Origin of the sequence: Halomonas sp. R57-5, assembly GCF_900070345.1 — a bacterium.
GTDB lineage: Bacteria > Pseudomonadota > Gammaproteobacteria > Pseudomonadales > Halomonadaceae > Vreelandella > Vreelandella ventosae_B.
The window spans coordinates 4,610,348-4,627,837 of sequence record NZ_LN813019.1 but is presented as its reverse complement, the minus strand read 5'-3'; the positions used below and the strand labels follow the sequence as shown (position 1 = coordinate 4,627,837).

General features: G+C 56.4%; 14 protein-coding genes. 10 read left to right on the top strand and 4 right to left on the bottom strand.

Annotation, left to right across the window (positions count from 1 at the left end; translation table 11 throughout):
- The first annotated feature begins 74 nt into the window (after positions 1 to 74).
- From dnaK to HALO_RS21050, 3 genes are all read left to right on the top strand, one after another.
- A complete protein-coding gene (gene dnaK / locus HALO_RS21060) occupies positions 75 to 2,006 on the top strand; it encodes a molecular chaperone DnaK (RefSeq protein WP_035582921.1) in 1,932 nt (643 codons plus the stop codon).
- Between the two features lie 164 nt (positions 2,007 to 2,170).
- Complete coding sequence (gene dnaJ / locus HALO_RS21055) at positions 2,171 to 3,316, top strand: molecular chaperone DnaJ (protein WP_027958236.1); 1,146 nt, start codon at positions 2,171 to 2,173, stop codon at positions 3,314 to 3,316.
- Positions 3,317 to 3,403: 87 nt separating this feature from the next.
- Positions 3,404 to 4,315, top strand: coding sequence for a DMT family transporter (locus HALO_RS21050; RefSeq protein WP_050713983.1), 912 nt, complete (start codon positions 3,404 to 3,406; stop codon positions 4,313 to 4,315).
- On the opposite strand, the gene HALO_RS21045 is transcribed toward HALO_RS21050, so the two are convergent.
- From HALO_RS21045 to HALO_RS21035, 3 genes are read right to left on the bottom strand one after another with little or no spacing between them, the layout of a single operon-like run.
- Positions 4,293 to 5,042, bottom strand: a complete 750-nt coding sequence (locus HALO_RS21045) for an ABC transporter ATP-binding protein (RefSeq protein WP_050713982.1) — start codon at positions 5,040 to 5,042, stop codon at positions 4,293 to 4,295. The two genes, HALO_RS21050 and HALO_RS21045, sit on opposite strands and share 23 nt — an antisense overlap.
- On the bottom strand, positions 5,036 to 6,121 hold the full coding sequence (locus tag HALO_RS21040) for a FecCD family ABC transporter permease (protein WP_035539352.1): 1,086 nt from the start codon (positions 6,119 to 6,121) through the stop codon (positions 5,036 to 5,038). The genes HALO_RS21045 and HALO_RS21040 overlap by 7 nt, the downstream gene beginning before the upstream one ends.
- Positions 6,111 to 7,244: an ABC transporter substrate-binding protein gene (locus HALO_RS21035; protein ID WP_035582927.1), complete on the bottom strand. Its 1,134-nt coding sequence runs from the start codon at positions 7,242 to 7,244 to the stop codon at positions 6,111 to 6,113. The genes HALO_RS21040 and HALO_RS21035 overlap by 11 nt, the downstream gene beginning before the upstream one ends.
- A gap of 267 nt (positions 7,245 to 7,511) precedes the next feature.
- Here HALO_RS21035 and HALO_RS21030 point away from each other — a divergent pair, with 267 nt between their 5' ends.
- From HALO_RS21030 to greA, 5 genes are all read left to right on the top strand, one after another.
- Complete coding sequence (locus tag HALO_RS21030; protein WP_035582930.1) at positions 7,512 to 7,793, top strand: DUF2218 domain-containing protein; 282 nt, start codon at positions 7,512 to 7,514, stop codon at positions 7,791 to 7,793.
- An 80-nt stretch (positions 7,794 to 7,873) separates the two neighbouring features.
- Complete coding sequence (gene dapB, locus HALO_RS21025; RefSeq protein ID WP_035582932.1) at positions 7,874 to 8,680, top strand: 4-hydroxy-tetrahydrodipicolinate reductase; 807 nt, start codon at positions 7,874 to 7,876, stop codon at positions 8,678 to 8,680.
- A 381-nt stretch (positions 8,681 to 9,061) separates the two neighbouring features.
- Positions 9,062 to 10,207, top strand: coding sequence for a glutamine-hydrolyzing carbamoyl-phosphate synthase small subunit (gene carA / locus HALO_RS21020; RefSeq protein ID WP_197672020.1), 1,146 nt, complete (start codon positions 9,062 to 9,064; stop codon positions 10,205 to 10,207).
- 63 nt (positions 10,208 to 10,270) lie between these two features.
- Positions 10,271 to 13,501, top strand: coding sequence for a carbamoyl-phosphate synthase large subunit (gene carB, locus HALO_RS21015; RefSeq protein WP_050713981.1), 3,231 nt, complete (start codon positions 10,271 to 10,273; stop codon positions 13,499 to 13,501).
- A complete protein-coding gene (greA, locus tag HALO_RS21010; protein ID WP_035582939.1) occupies positions 13,498 to 13,974 on the top strand; it encodes a transcription elongation factor GreA in 477 nt (158 codons plus the stop codon). Before carB ends, greA begins: the two co-directional genes overlap by 4 nt.
- 70 nt (positions 13,975 to 14,044) lie before the next feature.
- Here greA and yhbY read toward each other — a convergent pair whose 3' ends face one another.
- On the bottom strand, positions 14,045 to 14,371 hold the full coding sequence (gene yhbY / locus HALO_RS21005) for a ribosome assembly RNA-binding protein YhbY (protein ID WP_035582940.1): 327 nt from the start codon (positions 14,369 to 14,371) through the stop codon (positions 14,045 to 14,047).
- Positions 14,372 to 14,485: 114 nt separating this feature from the next.
- On the opposite strand from yhbY, the gene rlmE reads away from it, so the two are divergent.
- Together rlmE and ftsH are read left to right on the top strand one after the other, a co-directional pair.
- Positions 14,486 to 15,133, top strand: coding sequence for a 23S rRNA (uridine(2552)-2'-O)-methyltransferase RlmE (gene rlmE / locus HALO_RS21000; protein WP_035582941.1), 648 nt, complete (start codon positions 14,486 to 14,488; stop codon positions 15,131 to 15,133).
- A gap of 270 nt (positions 15,134 to 15,403) precedes the next feature.
- Entirely contained in the window at positions 15,404 to 17,434 is a 2,031-nt protein-coding gene (ftsH, locus tag HALO_RS20995; RefSeq protein ID WP_035582942.1) for an ATP-dependent zinc metalloprotease FtsH, read from the top strand.
- Positions 17,435 to 17,490: the final 56 nt, after the last annotated feature.

Genomic DNA, 17,490 nt, shown 5'->3' with positions numbered 1-17,490 from the left:
CCGCGGGGAAACCCGCAGACAAGCTTTAAAAAATAAATTTCCAGTTTTGTAACAACCGAATTCGAGGTATTGCTATGGGACGTATAATTGGTATCGACCTGGGCACCACTAACTCTTGTGTGGCCGTGCTCGATGGTGACAGCGCTAAAGTCATTGAAAATGCTGAAGGTGGTCGCACAACACCTTCTATCATCGCCTATACCGATGATGGTGAAACGCTGGTTGGTCAGGCAGCTAAACGCCAAGCCGTGACTAACCCAGAAAATACCCTGTACGCCATCAAGCGTCTGATTGGCCGTCGTTTTAAAGACGACGTTGTCCAAAAAGACATCAAAATGGTGCCGTACAAAATCACCGAAGCCGACAACGGTGACGCTTGGGTTGAAGTAAAAGGCAAAAAAATGGCACCGCCGCAGGTAAGCGCGGAAGTGCTGAAGAAAATGAAGAAAACCGCCGAAGACTACCTGGGCGAAGCGGTGACCGAAGCAGTTATCACCGTACCGGCCTACTTTAACGACAGTCAGCGTCAGGCGACTAAAGACGCCGGCCGCATTGCAGGTCTAGACGTTAAGCGCATCATCAACGAGCCGACCGCTGCCGCACTGGCCTACGGTATGGACAAATCGCGCGGCGACAAAACCATCGCGGTTTATGACCTGGGTGGCGGTACCTTCGATATTTCGATCATCGAAATTGCTGATGTTGATGGCGAAACCCAGTTTGAAGTGTTGGCCACTAACGGCGACACCTTCCTGGGCGGCGAAGACTTTGACCTGGCGCTGATCAACTACCTAGTTGACCAGTTCAAGTCTGACAGCGGCATCGATCTTTCCGGTGACAACTTGGCCATGCAGCGTCTGAAAGAAGCCGCTGAGAAAGCCAAAATTGAGCTCTCCAGCGCTCAACAGACCGACGTGAATCTGCCCTACATCACCGCCGACAACACTGGCCCGAAACACCTTAACGTTAAGGTGACCCGTGCCAAGCTGGAGTCGCTGGTAGAAGAGCTGGTTCAGCGTTCGCTCGAGCCTTGCAAAATGGCGCTGAAAGACGCAGGCCTGTCCGCGTCTGAAATCGACGAAGTGATCCTGGTCGGTGGCCAGACACGTATGCCGATGGTGCAGAAGAAAGCCGCTGACTTCTTCGGTAAAGAAGCCCGCAAAGACGTTAACCCGGACGAAGCGGTTGCCGTGGGTGCAGCGATTCAGGGCGGCGTACTGGGTGGCGACGTTAAAGACGTTCTGCTGCTCGACGTGACCCCGCTTACCCTGGGCATCGAAACCCTGGGTGGCATCATGACGCCGCTGATCGAGAAGAACACCACCATCCCGACCAAGAAGACACAAACCTTCTCAACGGCGGATGACAACCAGACGGCGGTTACCATCCACGCCGTGCAGGGCGAGCGAAAGCAAGTCGCGCAGAATAAGTCGCTGGGTCGCTTTGACCTCGCCGACATTCCGCCCGCACCGCGCGGCGTACCGCAGATTGAAGTTGCCTTCGATCTGGATGCCAACGGTATTCTGAACGTTTCGGCGAAAGACAAGGCCACCGGCAAAGAGCAGTCCATCGTTATCAAGGCCTCTAGCGGCTTGTCGGAAGAAGAAGTTGAGCAGATGGTGCGCGACGCGGAAGCGCACGCTGAAGAAGATAAGAAGTTCGAAGCACTGGTGCAGCTGCGTAACCAAGCCGATGGCATGATTCACGCCACGCGCAAGACGTTGGAAGAGGCCGGTGACAAGGCCACTGACGACGAGAAGCAGGCGATTGAGACGGCCATCAGCGAACTGGAAGAAGCGGTTAAAGGCGACGACGTTGATAACATCCAGAAGAAACTGGATGCGTTGACCGAAGCCTCTGGCCAGCTCGCCCAGAAGATGTACGCCGAGCAGGCAGAAGCAGCGCAGCAAGAGGGCGGCGAAGGTGCTGAAAGCACTTCCAAGCCGGAAGAAGACGTGGTTGACGCCGAGTACGAAGAAGTCAACGACGATCAGAAAAAGCAGTAACATCCTCTTTCTGCCAAGGAAAGCGGTGACGCGGGAGCTTACTCCCGCGTTGCTGTTTCCGAGACCAAGACGCACGTAGTTAGATATATAGCTAGGTATGTAGCTAAATGTGTATCGCCTAAATGTGCAGTTGAGTGCGTAGCTAACCAGGAGGCGTAGGGCCTATGTCCAAACGCGATTATTACGAAGTCCTGGGTGTCGAAAAAGGGGCCGATCAGAAAGAGATCAAGAAGGCCTACCGCCGTCTGGCGCAAAAATTCCACCCTGATCGAAACCCGGACGATAAAACCTCAGCGGAAAAATTCCGTGAAGTGTCCGAAGCGTATGAAGTGCTCAGCGACGGCGAAAAGCGCGCTGCCTATGACCAGTTCGGCCATGCGGGCGTTGATGGCCAAGGTGGCGGCGGTGGTTTCGGCGGCGCAGGTGCCGGCGATTTCAGCGACATTTTCGGCGATGTGTTTGGCGATATTTTTGGCGGAGGCGGTGGTCGTCGCCGTGGGCCCAATGCCCCGGCACGCGGCTCCGACCTGCGCTATAACCTAGAGCTGGATCTAGAGAACGCCGTTGCAGGCACCACAGTCGATATCCGCGTGCCGCGGCATATCGAGTGTGATCGCTGCGATGGCGGTGGCGCCGAGCCAGGCTCCTCGAAAGAGACCTGCCCGACCTGTCACGGTCACGGTCAAGTGCGTATGCAGCAGGGCTTTTTCGCCGTGCAGCAAACGTGCCCAACCTGTCATGGCTCTGGCCAGCACATTAAAGTGCCGTGCCATAAGTGTAATGGCGAAGGGCGCGTACGCGAGACGCGCACGCTGTCCGTCAAGATTCCGCCCGGCGTGGATACCGGCGATCGCATTCGCTTGAATGGTGAAGGCGAAAGCGGTGTGAACGGTGGCCCGCCTGGGGATCTGTACGTTCAGGTGGCGATCAAGCCGCACCATATCTTCCAGCGTGATGGTAAGCACCTGCAGTGCGATGTGCCGATCAACTTCGTCGATGCAGCGCTAGGTGGCGAGCTTGAAGTGCCCACGCTAGATGGCCGCGTGAAGCTGAAGATTCCGCCGGAAACCCAAACCGGCAAGCTGTTCCGCCTGCGCGGTAAAGGCGTCAAGCCCGTGCGCGGTGGCATGCCCGGCGACCTGCTGTGCAAGGTAGTGGTGGAAACCCCCGTCAAGCTMAACGACGAGCAGCGCGACCTACTGCGCCAGCTGCAACAGAGCTTCGACGACAGCAACAGCCACAACCACTCGCCGAAGAAGACTGGTTTCTTCGACAGCGTGAAGAGCTTCTTTGAAGATATGAAGCCGTAAAGCTGCAATAATGGTAAATAATTAGTTGTTTGGTTCAAAAACCCTCGGTTCGCCGGGGGTTTTTGCTGTTTGGGGATGCTGCGCGCAATGGATAACCTTCAGGAAAGGCCCACAAAGGGCATCTTGCTCCGGGTGCTCTCAGGCGCTCTGTTTACCGGCATGCTGGTGTGCATTAAAGCCGTGAGCGACGCAGTGCCGGTGGGGCAGTCGGTGTTTTTTCGCTCATTGTTTGCGCTGCTGCCTATCGTGATTTTTCTGTTGCTGCGGCGGGAGTTCCCCCAGGGGTTGGCTACGCGGCGCCCCTTGGGGCATGCGTTACGCTCGGGGATGGGGGCGGCGGCGATGTTTGCCTCCTTTGCGGCGGTGGCACTGCTACCCGTTGCCGAGGCGACACTATTAGCCCAGCTAACACCGGTGTTTATGGCGATAGGTGGCATATTGCTGTTGGGGGAGCGTTTCTCGCTCTACCGCGCTGGCGGCATAATATTGGCGATTGCTGGAGTGGCAGTGCTGATCTTGCCTGGGCTCAATGCCAGTTCCAGCAATGGGCAAATAACCGGGTACGCGTTAGGAGCGCTGGGTGCGCTGTTAACCGCGGGGGCGCTACTGACCGTGAGACGTATTTCGCGCACCGAGAGTGCTGCCTCCATCGCCTTCTACTTTATTGTGGTGGCAGCACTGGCTGGGCTTGCCMCGCTCCCGCTGGGTTGGGCCGCGCTCACACAGGCGGAGTTTGCCCTGTTGGTGCTCTCGGGCCTGTTTGGCGGCGCCGCCCACATCGCGATGACATTAGCGCTGCGCTACGCCGAGGCGTCGCGGTTGGCGCCTTTTGAATATATTGCCCTGGTGTGGCCTGTGCTCGCCGACTGGGTGTTGTTTGGCATACCGGTCTCCAGTGGTTTCCTGCTAGCGCTACCGCTGATGTTAAGCGGGGTAGCGCTAGCGGCGATGGAAGGGCGACGGCTTAGGTTAACGGCTAAATGGCTGCTTCGACGATAAGCTGCGGCTGGCCTTTCGAGCACGGCTCAATTCGGGCCGTGACTTTATATACTTGCTGCAACAGTGCTGGCGTAATCACTTCAGCGGTGGGGCCGCAGGCAATCAGGCGGCCATTTTCCAGCAGCATGGMGGCATCGGCGAAACGTAGCGCATGCCCCAGGTCGTGGAGTGCCACCAGAATCAGCATCTGGCGCTGGTCGGCCAACCGGCGCAGCACCGTCAACAGACTAATTTGCCGGTTAAGGTCGAGTGCTGAAGTGGGCTCGTCCAGCATCAGAATCTCAGGCTCTTGCACCAGGGCCTGGGCAGCGCTTACCAACTGGCGCTGGCCGCCGCTAAGGTCACCAATATCGCGCTCGCCAAGGGCCGTGATCGCCAGCTCGTCCAACGCCCGATCCACTTGGGCTAAATCCTCAGGCTGCACTTTTAATCCACGCCCCTGCATGCGCGCCAAAAGCACCGATTCATACACCGTGAGCACCGCTTTGGCGCCGGTGTCCTGGGGCATATAGCCCACTGGGCGCTCGGCGCTGGTGCCGCTGATGATCACCTCGCCTTCGCCTTTCAATAGTCCTAACACGCGCCTAAAAAGCGTCGACTTACCCGCTGCATTAGGGCCCAGTAGCGCGACGACTTGCCCGCCTTGAAAGCAGGGTGTGGTGATCTCTTGCAGAATAGGGCGCCGCCCATAGCGGGCGGATACGCGGTTCAGTTGTAGCGTTACCATGAGGCCTTCTTGTGGTTAAGCACTAGAAATAGAAAGAAGGGAATGCCCACCAGCGAAGTGATGATGCCAATGGGGATGATAGTGCCGGGGATAATGATCTTGGAGATAACTGAGCCAACGGAGAGGATGAGCGCGCCGCACAGTGCCGAACCGGGMAGGAAGAAGCGCTGATCTTCACCCAGCAAAATGCGCGCAATATGCGGCCCCACCAAGCCAATAAACCCAATGGTGCCTACAAACGCTACCGCGATAGCAGCGAGTAGCGACACCAGTACCAGCACTTCCAAGCGCAGCGCGCGGGGATTGACGCCCATGCTTTCGGCTTTGGCATCGCCCAGGCGCATAGCAGTCAGCGCCCAGCCGTGCCGGGCAAGCAGCGGCATCGACAAAGCGAGAATGCTAAGGGCGATCCAGAACTTGGGCCAGGTCGCTTTGGTCAAGCTGCCCATGGTCCAGAAGACTACCGCGGATACCGCCTCTTGGCTGGCAAAGAACTGAATCAGTGCCATCAATGAGTTGAAGATAAACACCATGGCGATGCCGAGCAGCACAATGGTCTCTACCGTTACGCCGCGCTTTAGGCTTAAGGCATGAATTAAAAACGCGGTGAACATGGCCATTACAAAGGCGTTGATGGGTACCACAAACTCAATGGCGGCAGGCACCAGCGCCACCCCGAAGGCGAGACCCAAAGCGGCACCAAAACTGGCCCCGGCGGAAATCCCCAGGGTAAACGGGCTAGCGAGAGGGTTGCTCAGAATGGTCTGCATCTGGGCCCCGGCCACCGACAGGCTGGCGCCCACTACGAGCGCCATCAGCGCCACCGGCATGCGGATTTCCCAGACAATCACCCGCGCCTGCTGGCTAACGCTGCCCGGCGTGAATAGCGCCGCGATGACTTCGCCCAGGCTGTAGCGGGCGGGGCCGAGGGCCAGATCAACGCAGAGGCTAAAAAACAGCGCTAACACCAGTGCCGCCAATATCAGTTGGCGGCGGAACACCTGGCTATGGTAGAAGGCGCGACCCTGTGAAAGGCGCTCTGTGACCTCCGTTTCCGTTATCCTCGTATCAGTCGTCATGGAGCGATATCCAGTAGCCGGGCTCATAGCCGATGGGCAGGAAGCGTTCGTGCAGTTCTTCCATGGTGGCTTCCGGGTCTAGGTCGGCAAAGAGCTCAGGGTGTAGCCACTTGGCTAACTGCTGCACGGCCACGAAGTAGTAGGGGCTGTTGTAAAACTGGTGCCAAATGGCGTGGAAATTGCCAGATTCAACGGCCTTAATGCCGGTCATCGCGGTGCGCTCGGTCAGCGCTTCCAGCTTGGCGTGAGCGCTTTGCATATCTGCACCAGGCCCTACACCCACCCAGTCGCCGCCAGGTACGTAGGCATCCCAGTTGCCGCCGGTAACAACCACATGGTCGGGGTTGGCGGCAATAATCTGCTCAGGGTTCAGGTTGCCGAAGCTGTTAGGAATAATCCTCTCAGCAATGTTGTGGCCGCCCGCCAGAGTGACATAATCGCCAAAGTTGGCAGGGCCAAAGCTCATGCAGCACTCGTCGGAGTAGCCGCCTGCCCGGTCAATAAACACGCTGGGGCGCTCTGGATTGGCCTCGGCGATGACGTCGGTTACCCGTGCCAGCTGTGCCTCGGCAAACTCGATAAACGCTTCGGCCGCGGCTTCATCGTCCATGATCTGGCCAATGATGCGCATGGAGGGGATGGTGTTCTCAAGCGGATCTTCACGAAAATCCACATAGATGATCGGAATGCCGAGTTGTGCCAACTTGTCGTCGTAGGCGGCGTCTTCTGTGGCGGCTTTAGCTTCGATGTTCATCAGCACCACATCAGGGTTCAGCGCGGCGGCCTGCTCTACATCGAAGGTGCCGTCTTTAAAGCCGCCAAAGGTGGGGATTGCTTCAATCTCTGGGAAGCGCTCTAGATAGCGGGCATAGTTATCAGGGTCCGCCTGAGAAAAGTCTTCGCGCCAACCGACCACATGGGCAAAAGGGTCTTCCGGTTCGAGTAGCCCAAGCAGATAAATTTGCCGCCCTTCACCTAAAATAACCCGCTCGGCAGGGGCGTCCAGAGAGATTTCGCGGCCAGCGACATCGGTAACAGTGATAGCGTCAGCCATAGCAGTGGCGCCGCAAGCAAAGCTGATAAGCGTACCAAACAGGATTTTTAAGCGCGGAGAACTGAGCATTTTTTAAACTCGTTGGTCAATATTGATTAACAGGTCTGGCGTCACTGATGCGCAGTAACGCTTTGATAGCACAGAGATGCAATTGCTATTGTAACTGATTAGCGTTTAGGCGGCATCACTGGGGTGCCGCGCTGAATGGTTCACATGCTACGCTTTGTTTTTGCCATTTATTCTTCGGCGACGGCTTCGCGTATTGGGCTCTAAACGGCAATTGTGTTGTTGTAGCTTTTTTAGTTAGCAAGTACTTACATTTATGGAGAGGCCGCTATGCCTTTATCTCGTGTTGAAATTGCCACGCCTTCCGCCGAGCATTTAATCAATCGCCTGTGCAAACACTGGGCGCATAAGTTGGAGGTCGAGCAGAGTGATCAGCAAGCTACCATTACCTTTGCCACCGGCACCTGCTTAATGGTCGCTGAATCGGATAAATTGGTAGTAGCCCTGGAAACCCTCGAAGAGGAGCATCTGGATGAATTGGAGGGGGTAGTCGAGCGCCACCTTATGCGTATGGCCGGTGATGAAGAGCTGGCGATTGTTTGGGAAAACTAGACCACGACGGGTCTGCTATAATCGCGCTGATTTTGAAAACATAAATCTTATGCACCGAAACGCAGAGCGCAGGAGTTCGCATGACCCGAATTGCCATTGTAGGCGTGGCTGGCCGCATGGGCCGGACGTTGGTAAATGCTGTAGAGCAAGAGGCTGAGGCGACGCTAGCCGGTGGGATTGTGGAGCCAGGCAGCTCCTTATCGGGCGCTGACATTGGCGAACTTGCCGGGGTAGGTAAGCGCGGCGTTGTCGCAGTAGATTCCCTGGCGTCGATTGTCGATGACTTTGATGTGTTGATCGACTTCACTGCTCCGCAGGTCACGCTGGGTAATCTGGCGTTCTGCGCTGAGCACGGTAAGCGTATTGTGATTGGCACTACCGGTATGAGCGATGATGAGCTGGCCCAGCTTGATAGCTACCGCGATAAGGTGGCCATGGTGTTCGCGCCCAATATGAGCGTCGGGGTTAATTTAACCCTGAAGCTGCTTGAAACCGCTGCCAAAGCGTTGGGCGATGAAGGCTACGATATTGAAGTGATCGAGTCCCACCACCGCCATAAGGTTGATGCGCCTTCCGGCACCGCGATCAAAATGGGCGAAGTCATCGCCGATAGCCTGGGCCGTAACCTGAAAGAGCACGGCGTGTTCGAACGAGTAGGGCAGTGCGGCCCGCGCAGCGATAAAGAGATCGGTTTTGCCACCGTGCGTGCGGGGGATATCGTTGGCGAACACACGGTGATGTTTGCCACCGAAGGCGAGCGCATCGAAATCACCCATAAAGCCTCCAGCCGCATGACCTTTGCCAAAGGTGCTGTACGCGCTGCGCGCTGGGTCGCGGGTAAAGAGAACGGCCGTTACGATATGCAGGATGTGTTGGGTCTGGATTAAGCGATCACTCATGCTAGAACAGCCCGGTCATTAAGGGGTAGTCTTAGGCCAAGAATTCCTGTAACATTTCAAAAATTTTGGCCGGGTGGCTTAGAAGCTCTGACTTACAGACCTTAGACGGCGCGCTTGTTGCGTTGGCCAGCCCAAAGCCTGCCCCGAGTCCGCTAGCCAGTTTTAGGTTGTGCCAGCGGCTCAGAAGGCATCGAACAACAAGCGGGATGAAACCGATTCTTTTTTATCGGCTTCGTCCCGCTTTTTTACGACCTCATTATTGATAACGAATCGTTTGATGATGAGGCCGTGGATTAATCAAGAAATTGCTGAGCCTGCGCCCCACAGGCTCCCACCAGCATGGGAGGACTTGTTTTGAATAACCCCGCATTGAGCAAACCCGCAATACTGGCCCTGGAAGATGGCAGTGTGTTCCACGGCATCGCCATTGGCGCGGACGGATTAACCAGCGGCGAGGTGGTATTCAATACGGCCATGACCGGTTATCAAGAAATCCTTACTGACCCCTCCTACACCCGCCAGATCGTGACCCTCACTTATCCCCATATTGGCAATACCGGCGTTAACGCCGAGGACGTCGAATCAGCGTCGATTGCCGCCGCGGGCTTGGTGATTCGCGATTTGCCGCTGATGGCCAGCAGCTTCCGTTCTGAGCAGTCGCTGTCGGACTACCTGAAAAGCCAGAACGTGCTGGGCATTGCCGATATCGACACCCGCCGCCTAACGCGTATTTTGCGTGACAAAGGTGCGCAGAACGGGGCGATTTTGGCGGGCGCTGATGCCGAAGGCGAAGATGCAGTGGCGCGGGCGCTGGAAGCCGCCAAGGCTTTCCCTGGCCTGAAGGGGATGGATCTGGCCAAAGAGGTGTCGTGTAAGGAGTCCTACGAGTGGTCAGAAGGCGAATGGACGCTAGGTGAAGGCTATGCAGATGCGTCTAAAAGCGAGCGCCCCTACCACGTGGTGGCGTACGACTACGGGGTGAAGTTCAACATTCTGCGCATGCTGGCCGCGCGCGGCTGCCGTTTGACGGTAGTGCCCGCGCAAACGCCTGCTGCTGAGGTGCTGGCGATGAACCCGGATGGCGTTTTCCTGGCCAACGGCCCAGGCGACCCAGAGCCCTGTGACTACGCCATCAAGGCGATTCAAGAGGTGCTGAAAACCGATATTCCGGTATTCGGTATCTGCTTGGGCCATCAACTGCTGGCGCTCGCTTCCGGTGCGAAGACGGTCAAAATGAGCCACGGCCACCACGGTGCCAACCACCCAGTGCAGGATCTGGATACCGGCACGGTGATGATCACCAGCCAGAACCACGGCTTTGCGGCGGATGAAGCAACGTTGCCGGCCAACGTTCGTGCCACGCACCGCTCGCTGTTCGACGGCACTTTGCAAGGGATCGAGCTCACCGACCGACCGGCGTTCAGCTTTCAAGGCCACCCGGAAGCGAGCCCCGGCCCGCGTGACGTGGCGCCGCTGTTTGATCGCTTTGTTGCAATGATGCAGACGCGTCGCTAACGCGCTCAGCCCTGTATCGCCGTCTTTTGTCGCTCATCGTCACCATTTTTTGCGGGAACCGTTATGCCTAAGCGTACCGACATCAACACTATTTTGATCATTGGCGCTGGCCCGATTGTGATCGGCCAGGCCTGCGAATTTGACTACTCTGGCGCCCAGGCGTGTAAAGCGCTGCGTGAAGAGGGTTACCGGGTTGTGTTGGTTAACTCCAACCCCGCCACCATCATGACCGMCCCGGCCATGGCCGATGCCACTTATATCGAACCGATTACCTGGCAGACGGTAGAGAAGATCATCGAGGCSGAGCGTCCCGACGCTATCCTGCCGACGATGGGCGGCCAGACGGCGCTGAACTGCGCCCTCGAGCTTGAAAAGCACGGCGTGCTGGAGAAGTACGGCGTGGAGATGATCGGTGCCAACGCCGATGCGATTAACATGGCCGAAGACCGCGACCTGTTCGATCAGGCCATGAAGCGCATTGGTTTGGAATGCCCGAAAGCGAAAGTGGCGCACACCATGGATGAGGCTTGGGAGATCCAGGCTGAACTGGGTTTTCCGACCATTATTCGTCCTTCCTACACCATGGGCGGCTCCGGCGGCGGTGTGGCGTACAACAAGGAAGAGTTTGAAGAGATCTGTACCCGCGGGTTTGAGCTCTCCAACAACCACGAGCTGCTGATCGATGAGTCGCTGCTGGGTTGGAAAGAGTACGAGATGGAAGTTGTGCGCGATAAAAACGACAACTGCATCATCGTCTGCGCGATTGAAAACTTCGACCCCATGGGGGTGCACACCGGTGACTCCATCACCGTGGCCCCGGCGCAAACGCTGACTGATAAAGAGTATCAGATCATGCGTGACGCCAGCCTCGCGGTTCTGCGCGAGATTGGTGTGGAGACCGGTGGCTCCAACGTCCAGTTCGGTATGGATCCCAAAACTGGCCGTTTAGTCGTTATCGAAATGAACCCGCGGGTATCGCGCTCCTCGGCGCTGGCCTCCAAGGCGACTGGTTTTCCGATCGCTAAAATCGCCGCCAAGCTGGCTGTGGGCTATACCCTGGATGAGCTGCAGAACGATATTACCGGTGGGCGTACCCCGGCGTCGTTCGAGCCGTCTATCGATTACGTGGTTACCAAAATTCCGCGCTTCACCTTCGAGAAATTCCCCCAGGCCAACGATCGCCTGACCACCCAGATGAAGTCGGTGGGCGAGGTGATGGCGATTGGGCGTACTTTCCAAGAGTCGCTGCAGAAGGCGTTGCGCGGCCTGGAAACCGGTAACGATGGTCTCGATCCGATCATTACCGATTTCACGCCAGACAATATGGCGATTATCCAGGGCGAGCTCCAGGCTGCGGGCGCCGAGCGTATTTTCTACATCGCTGATGCCATGCGTTCGGGCATGAGCGTTGATGAGGTGTTTGCGCTAACCAATATTGATCCTTGGTTCCTGGTTCAGCTGGAAGATTTAGTGCTGACGGAAAACGCCGTCGCCAAGCGCTCATTGCCCGACTTCTCTGCCCGTGAGATCTATCAGCTCAAGCGCAAAGGCTTTGGCGATGCGCGTCTGGCCAAGCTACTTAGCATTAGCGAAAAAGCGTTCCGTGAAACCCGTCAGGCCGCTGGTATTCGCCCGGTTTATAAGCGCGTTGATACCTGTGCCGCGGAGTTTGCCTCAGACACCGCCTATATGTACTCCACCTATGAAGAGGAGTGCGAGGCGGATGTCTCTGACCGCCAGAAAATTATGGTGCTGGGTGGTGGCCCCAACCGTATCGGCCAGGGTATCGAGTTTGACTACTGCTGCGTTCACGCTGCCTTCGCCATGCGCGACGACGGCTATGAAACCATCATGGTCAACTGCAACCCGGAAACCGTCTCTACCGACTACGACACCTCTGATCGCCTCTATTTTGAGCCGGTAACGCTGGAAGACGTGCTCGAAATCGCTGACAAAGAGAAGCCGGTGGGCGTGATCGTTCAGTTCGGTGGCCAAACGCCGCTAAAGCTGGCCCGCGAGCTAGAGGCAGCCGGTGTGCCGATCATTGGCACCACGCCGGACGCTATCGACCGCGCTGAAGATCGTGAGCGCTTCCAGGTGATGATCGACAAGCTGGGCTTGAAGCAGCCGCCCAATGCCACGGCGCGTAGCTTTGCCGAAGCGTTCGATAAAGCTGAGGCGATTGGCTACCCGCTGGTGGTGCGCCCCAGCTACGTGCTGGGTGGCCGGGCTATGGAGATCGTCTACGACGCCTCCGAGCTTGAGAATTACATGACCCACGCGGTGAAAGTCTCCAACGACTCACCGGTGCTGCTGGATCACTTTTTGAGTGCCGCGATCGAGATCGATATCGATGCGGTGTCGGATGGTCAGCAGGTAGTGATCGGCGGCATCATGCAGCACGTAGAGCAAGCGGGCGTTCACTCCGGCGACTCCGCCTGTGCGCTGCCGCCTTACTCGCTGCCCGCTGATGTGCAGGACGAAATGCGCCATCAGGTTAAGCAGATGGCGGTTGAGCTGGGCGTTAAAGGCCTAATGAACGTGCAGCTTGCCTGGCAGGATGGCGAGATTTACGTCATTGAAGTCAATCCGCGCGCTTCGCGTACCGTGCCTTTTGTGTCCAAGTGCATTGGTACCTCGCTGGCGCAGATTGCGGCCCGCTGCATGGCCGGTAAAACCCTGGCTGAGCAGGGCTTTGAGCGCGAAATCGTGCCGCACTTCTATAGTGTTAAAGAGGCGGTGTTCCCGTTCAATAAATTCCAGGGGGTTGACCCGATTCTCTCGCCGGAAATGAAGTCGACCGGCGAAGTGATGGGCTCTGGCGACACCTTTGCAGAAGCTTTCTTCAAGGCGCAGCTGGGGGCAGGCGAGGCGATCCCTGGGCTGACCGGCGAGCGTAAGGCGTTTCTTTCTGTACGCGAACCCGACAAGGCAGGGATTATCGAAGTGGGTCGTTCTCTGTTAGCATTGGGCTTTACGCTATGTGCAACACAGGGAACAGCAGCTGCTTTGGAAGCTGCCGGGCTCGCTGTGGAGCGCGTCAATAAAGTCTACGAAGGTCGTCCCCATATCGTCGATCTGCTTAAGAACGACGAAATCGCCTACATTGTGAACACTACTGAAGGTCGTCAGGCTATTAACGACTCTTCGGTCATTCGCCGTACTGCTCTCGCGCGCAAGGTGCCCTATGCGACCACCTTGGCGGGCGCTAATGCTGTTTGCATGGCGCTTGAGTACGGTAGGGAGATTACGGTGCGGCGCCTTCAGGATCTGCATGCAGGAGCAAGTCAATGAACAAGGTCCCGATGACGGTTGCGGGAGAAAAAAGTCTTCGCGAAGAGTTGAATCATCTCAAAGGCGAAGCGCGTCCGCAGGTGATCGCGGCCATCGCCGAAGCGCGTGAGCACGGCGATCTAAAAGAGAACGCTGAGTACCACGCTGCTCGCGAGCAGCAAGGGTTTATCGAAGGGCGTATTCAGGAGATCGAAGGCAAACTCTCCGTCGCGCAGGTGATTGATGTCACTAAGTTGCCGAAAACCGGCAAAGTGATTTTTGGTGTCACTGTGTCGTTGATAAACCTGGAAAACGATGCAGAAGTGACGTATCGCATCGTCGGGGAAGACGAAGCAGATATCAAAGCCGGGCGAATCTCGGTTACCTCCCCCATTGCCCGTGCCTTAATTGGCAAAGAAGAGGGTGATGTCGTGGTGGTCAAAACCCCCGGTGGTGACGTCGAGTACGAAATAGGTAGCGTCGAGTACGTGTGATAAAAAAACGCCCCTTCAATTGACCTGCATTAAGTCGGTTGAAGGGGCGTTTTAGTGCAACAGCGTGCGGTTAATACCGGCCGTGGTGGTTCTCAAAGCGGGTAACATTAGAAAGCTTCGGGTTCACCTTTGGGTTTCTGCGGTACAGTAGCGCCATTTTGCCAATGGTTTGCACAAGGTCGGCACGGCTGTTAGCAACCAGTTCGGCGATGATGGCAGCGCGATCATCACGCTCAGGAAGGGCGAGTTTCACTTTGATCAGTTCGTGATCGGTGAGTGCGCGGTTAAGTTCTGCGAGCAAATTTTCGGAGACGCCGTTCTCAGAAACGGTGACCACTGGATTAAGATGGTGGCCAATGCTACGAAATGCTTTCTTTTGTGCCTGTGACAAGCTCATGGTATCTTGCGGTATCCCGGTTAGCGCTTAACGCTCCATCTTACGGTGAAACGACACCGAGTGAAAGCGATCGCGTGAATGCGCCCATCTCTTATTCCAGTGTTAGATTCCTACATGCAGCAAAAGCCCCCAAATCGAAAACATTCCGTCAGCAAGACCAGCAATAACTGGAAGAAGGAGCATTTCGACGACCAGTACGTGAAGCAGAGCTGGCAAGATGGCTACCGCTCCCGCGCTAGCTATAAGCTGATCGAGTTGGATGAAAAGGATAAACTGCTGCGTCCGGGTATGACGGTGATTGATCTGGGCGCAGCGCCTGGCGGGTGGAGTCAAATCGCTGCGGAGCGGGTGGGTCCAGAAGGTGTGGTCATTGCCTCTGATATTCTAGAGATGGATGCGCTGGCCGGCGTGGACTTTATCCAGGGCGATTTCACTGAGGAGGCGGTGCTGGAGGCGATACTAAAACGCCTGGATAATCGCCGTGTAGACCTTGTGATGTCGGATATGGCCCCCAATATGAGTGGTATGGCGGCGATTGATCAGCCTCAGGCGATGTATTTAGTGGAGCTTGCGTTAGAACTCGCGCGCGAAACGTTGTCACCTGGTGGTCGATTTTTAGCTAAAGTATTCCAGGGGGAAGGGTTTGACGCCTACTTGAAAGAGTTGCGTGGCAGCTTTAGCAAAGTGGTGACTCGTAAGCCGGATGCCTCGCGGGCACGCTCCCGTGAAGTCTATTTTCTGGCAGAGGGGTTTCGTGGGTAGTTATTCAAAAATAGCTATTCGCGACATAGAACGTCCGTGTGGTTAGATATTGACCGCGTGGTTCATAGCCAAGATTTATCATCGCGATTGCCAGACAGGCAAGCGCAACGTGTGTCACATTAGTCGCCATAAGTGCGCGTGACACAGATGGCCCGAGGCATAAGACGCTTTGGCAATGGTTGAACGCTTGATGCTGATGTAATGTCCTAGTAAAAGGAATTATTAAGCAGCAGGCTTTAACTGACAGATTCTTGTAATGAGGGTAGCCCCTTGAACGATATGGCGAAGAACCTGATTCTGTGGTTGGTCATCGCGGCCGTCCTACTGACAGTGTTCAACAATTTCAGTACCGAAAGTGCACCGCAAAACACAAACTATTCCCAGTTTGTGCAGCAGGTGCAAAATCAACAGGTGCGTAGCGTGACCATTGATGGCTACACCATCACGGGTGAGCGCTCGGATGGCTCTCAGTTTCAGACGATCCGCCCCTCGGCGGAAGATCCGAAGCTGATGGACGATCTGTTGAGCAACAATGTGACGGTAGTGGGCAAAGAGCCAGAACAGCAAAGTATCTGGACGCGGCTGCTGATCGCCAGCTTCCCGATTCTGCTGATTTTGGGCATCTTCATGTTCTTCATGCGCCAAATGCAGGGCGGAGCCGGTGGTGGTAAAGGCGGCCCGATGAGCTTTGGTAAATCGAAGGCCAAGCTACTCTCTCAAGATCAGATCAAAACAACCTTTGCCGACGTGGCGGGCTGTGATGAGGCCAAGGAAGAAGTCGAAGAGCTGGTCGACTTCCTGCGCGACCCAACCAAATTTCAGCGCTTGGGTGGCACCATCCCCCGCGGCGTCTTGATGGTGGGTCCGCCGGGTACCGGTAAAACGCTGTTGGCCAAGTCGATTGCGGGCGAAGCTAAAGTGCCGTTCTTCTCGATTTCCGGTTCTGATTTCGTTGAAATGTTTGTTGGTGTCGGTGCATCCCGTGTGCGCGACATGTTCGAACAGGCCAAGAAGCAGGCGCCGTGCATTATCTTTATCGATGAGATTGACGCCGTGGGTCGCTCGCGTGGCACCGGTATGGGTGGTGGTAACGACGAGCGCGAACAGACGTTGAACCAACTACTGGTCGAGATGGATGGCTTTGAAGCCAACGAAGGCGTCATTGTTATCGCCGCGACCAACCGTCCTGACGTACTCGACCCAGCGTTGATGCGTCCGGGCCGTTTTGACCGCCAGGTCACGGTTGGCTTGCCAGATATTCGTGGTCGCGAGCACATTTTGGGCGTTCACTTGCGCAAAGTGCCGCTGGCGGATGACGTAAAGCCGCAGTTGATTGCGCGCGGTACGCCAGGCTTCTCCGGTGCTGATTTGGCCAATCTGGTTAACGAATCGGCATTGTTTGCAGCCCGTCGCAATAAGCGCCTGGTCAGCATGGAAGAGCTTGAGCTGGCGAAGGATAAGATCATGATGGGCGCTGAGCGCAAATCGATGGTCATGACCGACAAAGAGAAGCTCAACACGGCTTACCATGAGTCGGGTCACGCCATTATCGGTTTGGTCGTGCCTTCTCATGACCCGGTTTACAAGGTAACGATTATCCCGCGGGGTCGTGCGCTGGGTGTCACGATGTTCCTGCCGGAAGAGGATCGCTACAGCCTCTCTCGTCAGCAAATTCTGGGGCAAATCTGCTCGCTGTTTGGTGGCCGTATTGCCGAAGAGATGACGTTAGGCCCGAACGGCGTGACCACGGGTGCCTCCAACGACATCAAGCGTGCTACTGAGCTGGCTCACAACATGGTTGCTAAGTGGGGCTTGTCGGACGAAATGGGCCCGATCATGTACGACGAGGATGAGTCTCATCAGTTCCTCGGCGGTCCGGGTCAGGGTGGCGGTAAGATGAAGTCGGGCGACACCACTACGCGCCTTGATAAGGAAGTCCGCAAAATCATCGACGATTGCTACGAGCAGGCACGCCAAATCCTGACCGATAATCGCGATAAGCTGGATGCCATGGCCGAGGCCTTGATGAAGTACGAGACCATTGATGCCACGCAGTTGAAGGACATCATGGAAGGTCGTGATCCGCGTCCGCCGGAAGGCTGGGACGACGGTGACTCATCCGGTGGCGGTACGCCTGTCAACGATGACAAGCCCCAGGTGAAGGCCGAAGACGACGCTTCTTCCAACGCTTCAGATGGTGATGCTTCTGGAGGCGGTGATTCTGGAGACAATGGTGAAGAGGATGACGACGAGCCGCGTCGCCGCCCTTCAGACCCGCTAGGCGGCCCTGCAGGCCCCTAGTGAATGACTAGATAGTTCACCCCTCGTATGAGCCGAAGGCGCCCCGTCAAGGGGCG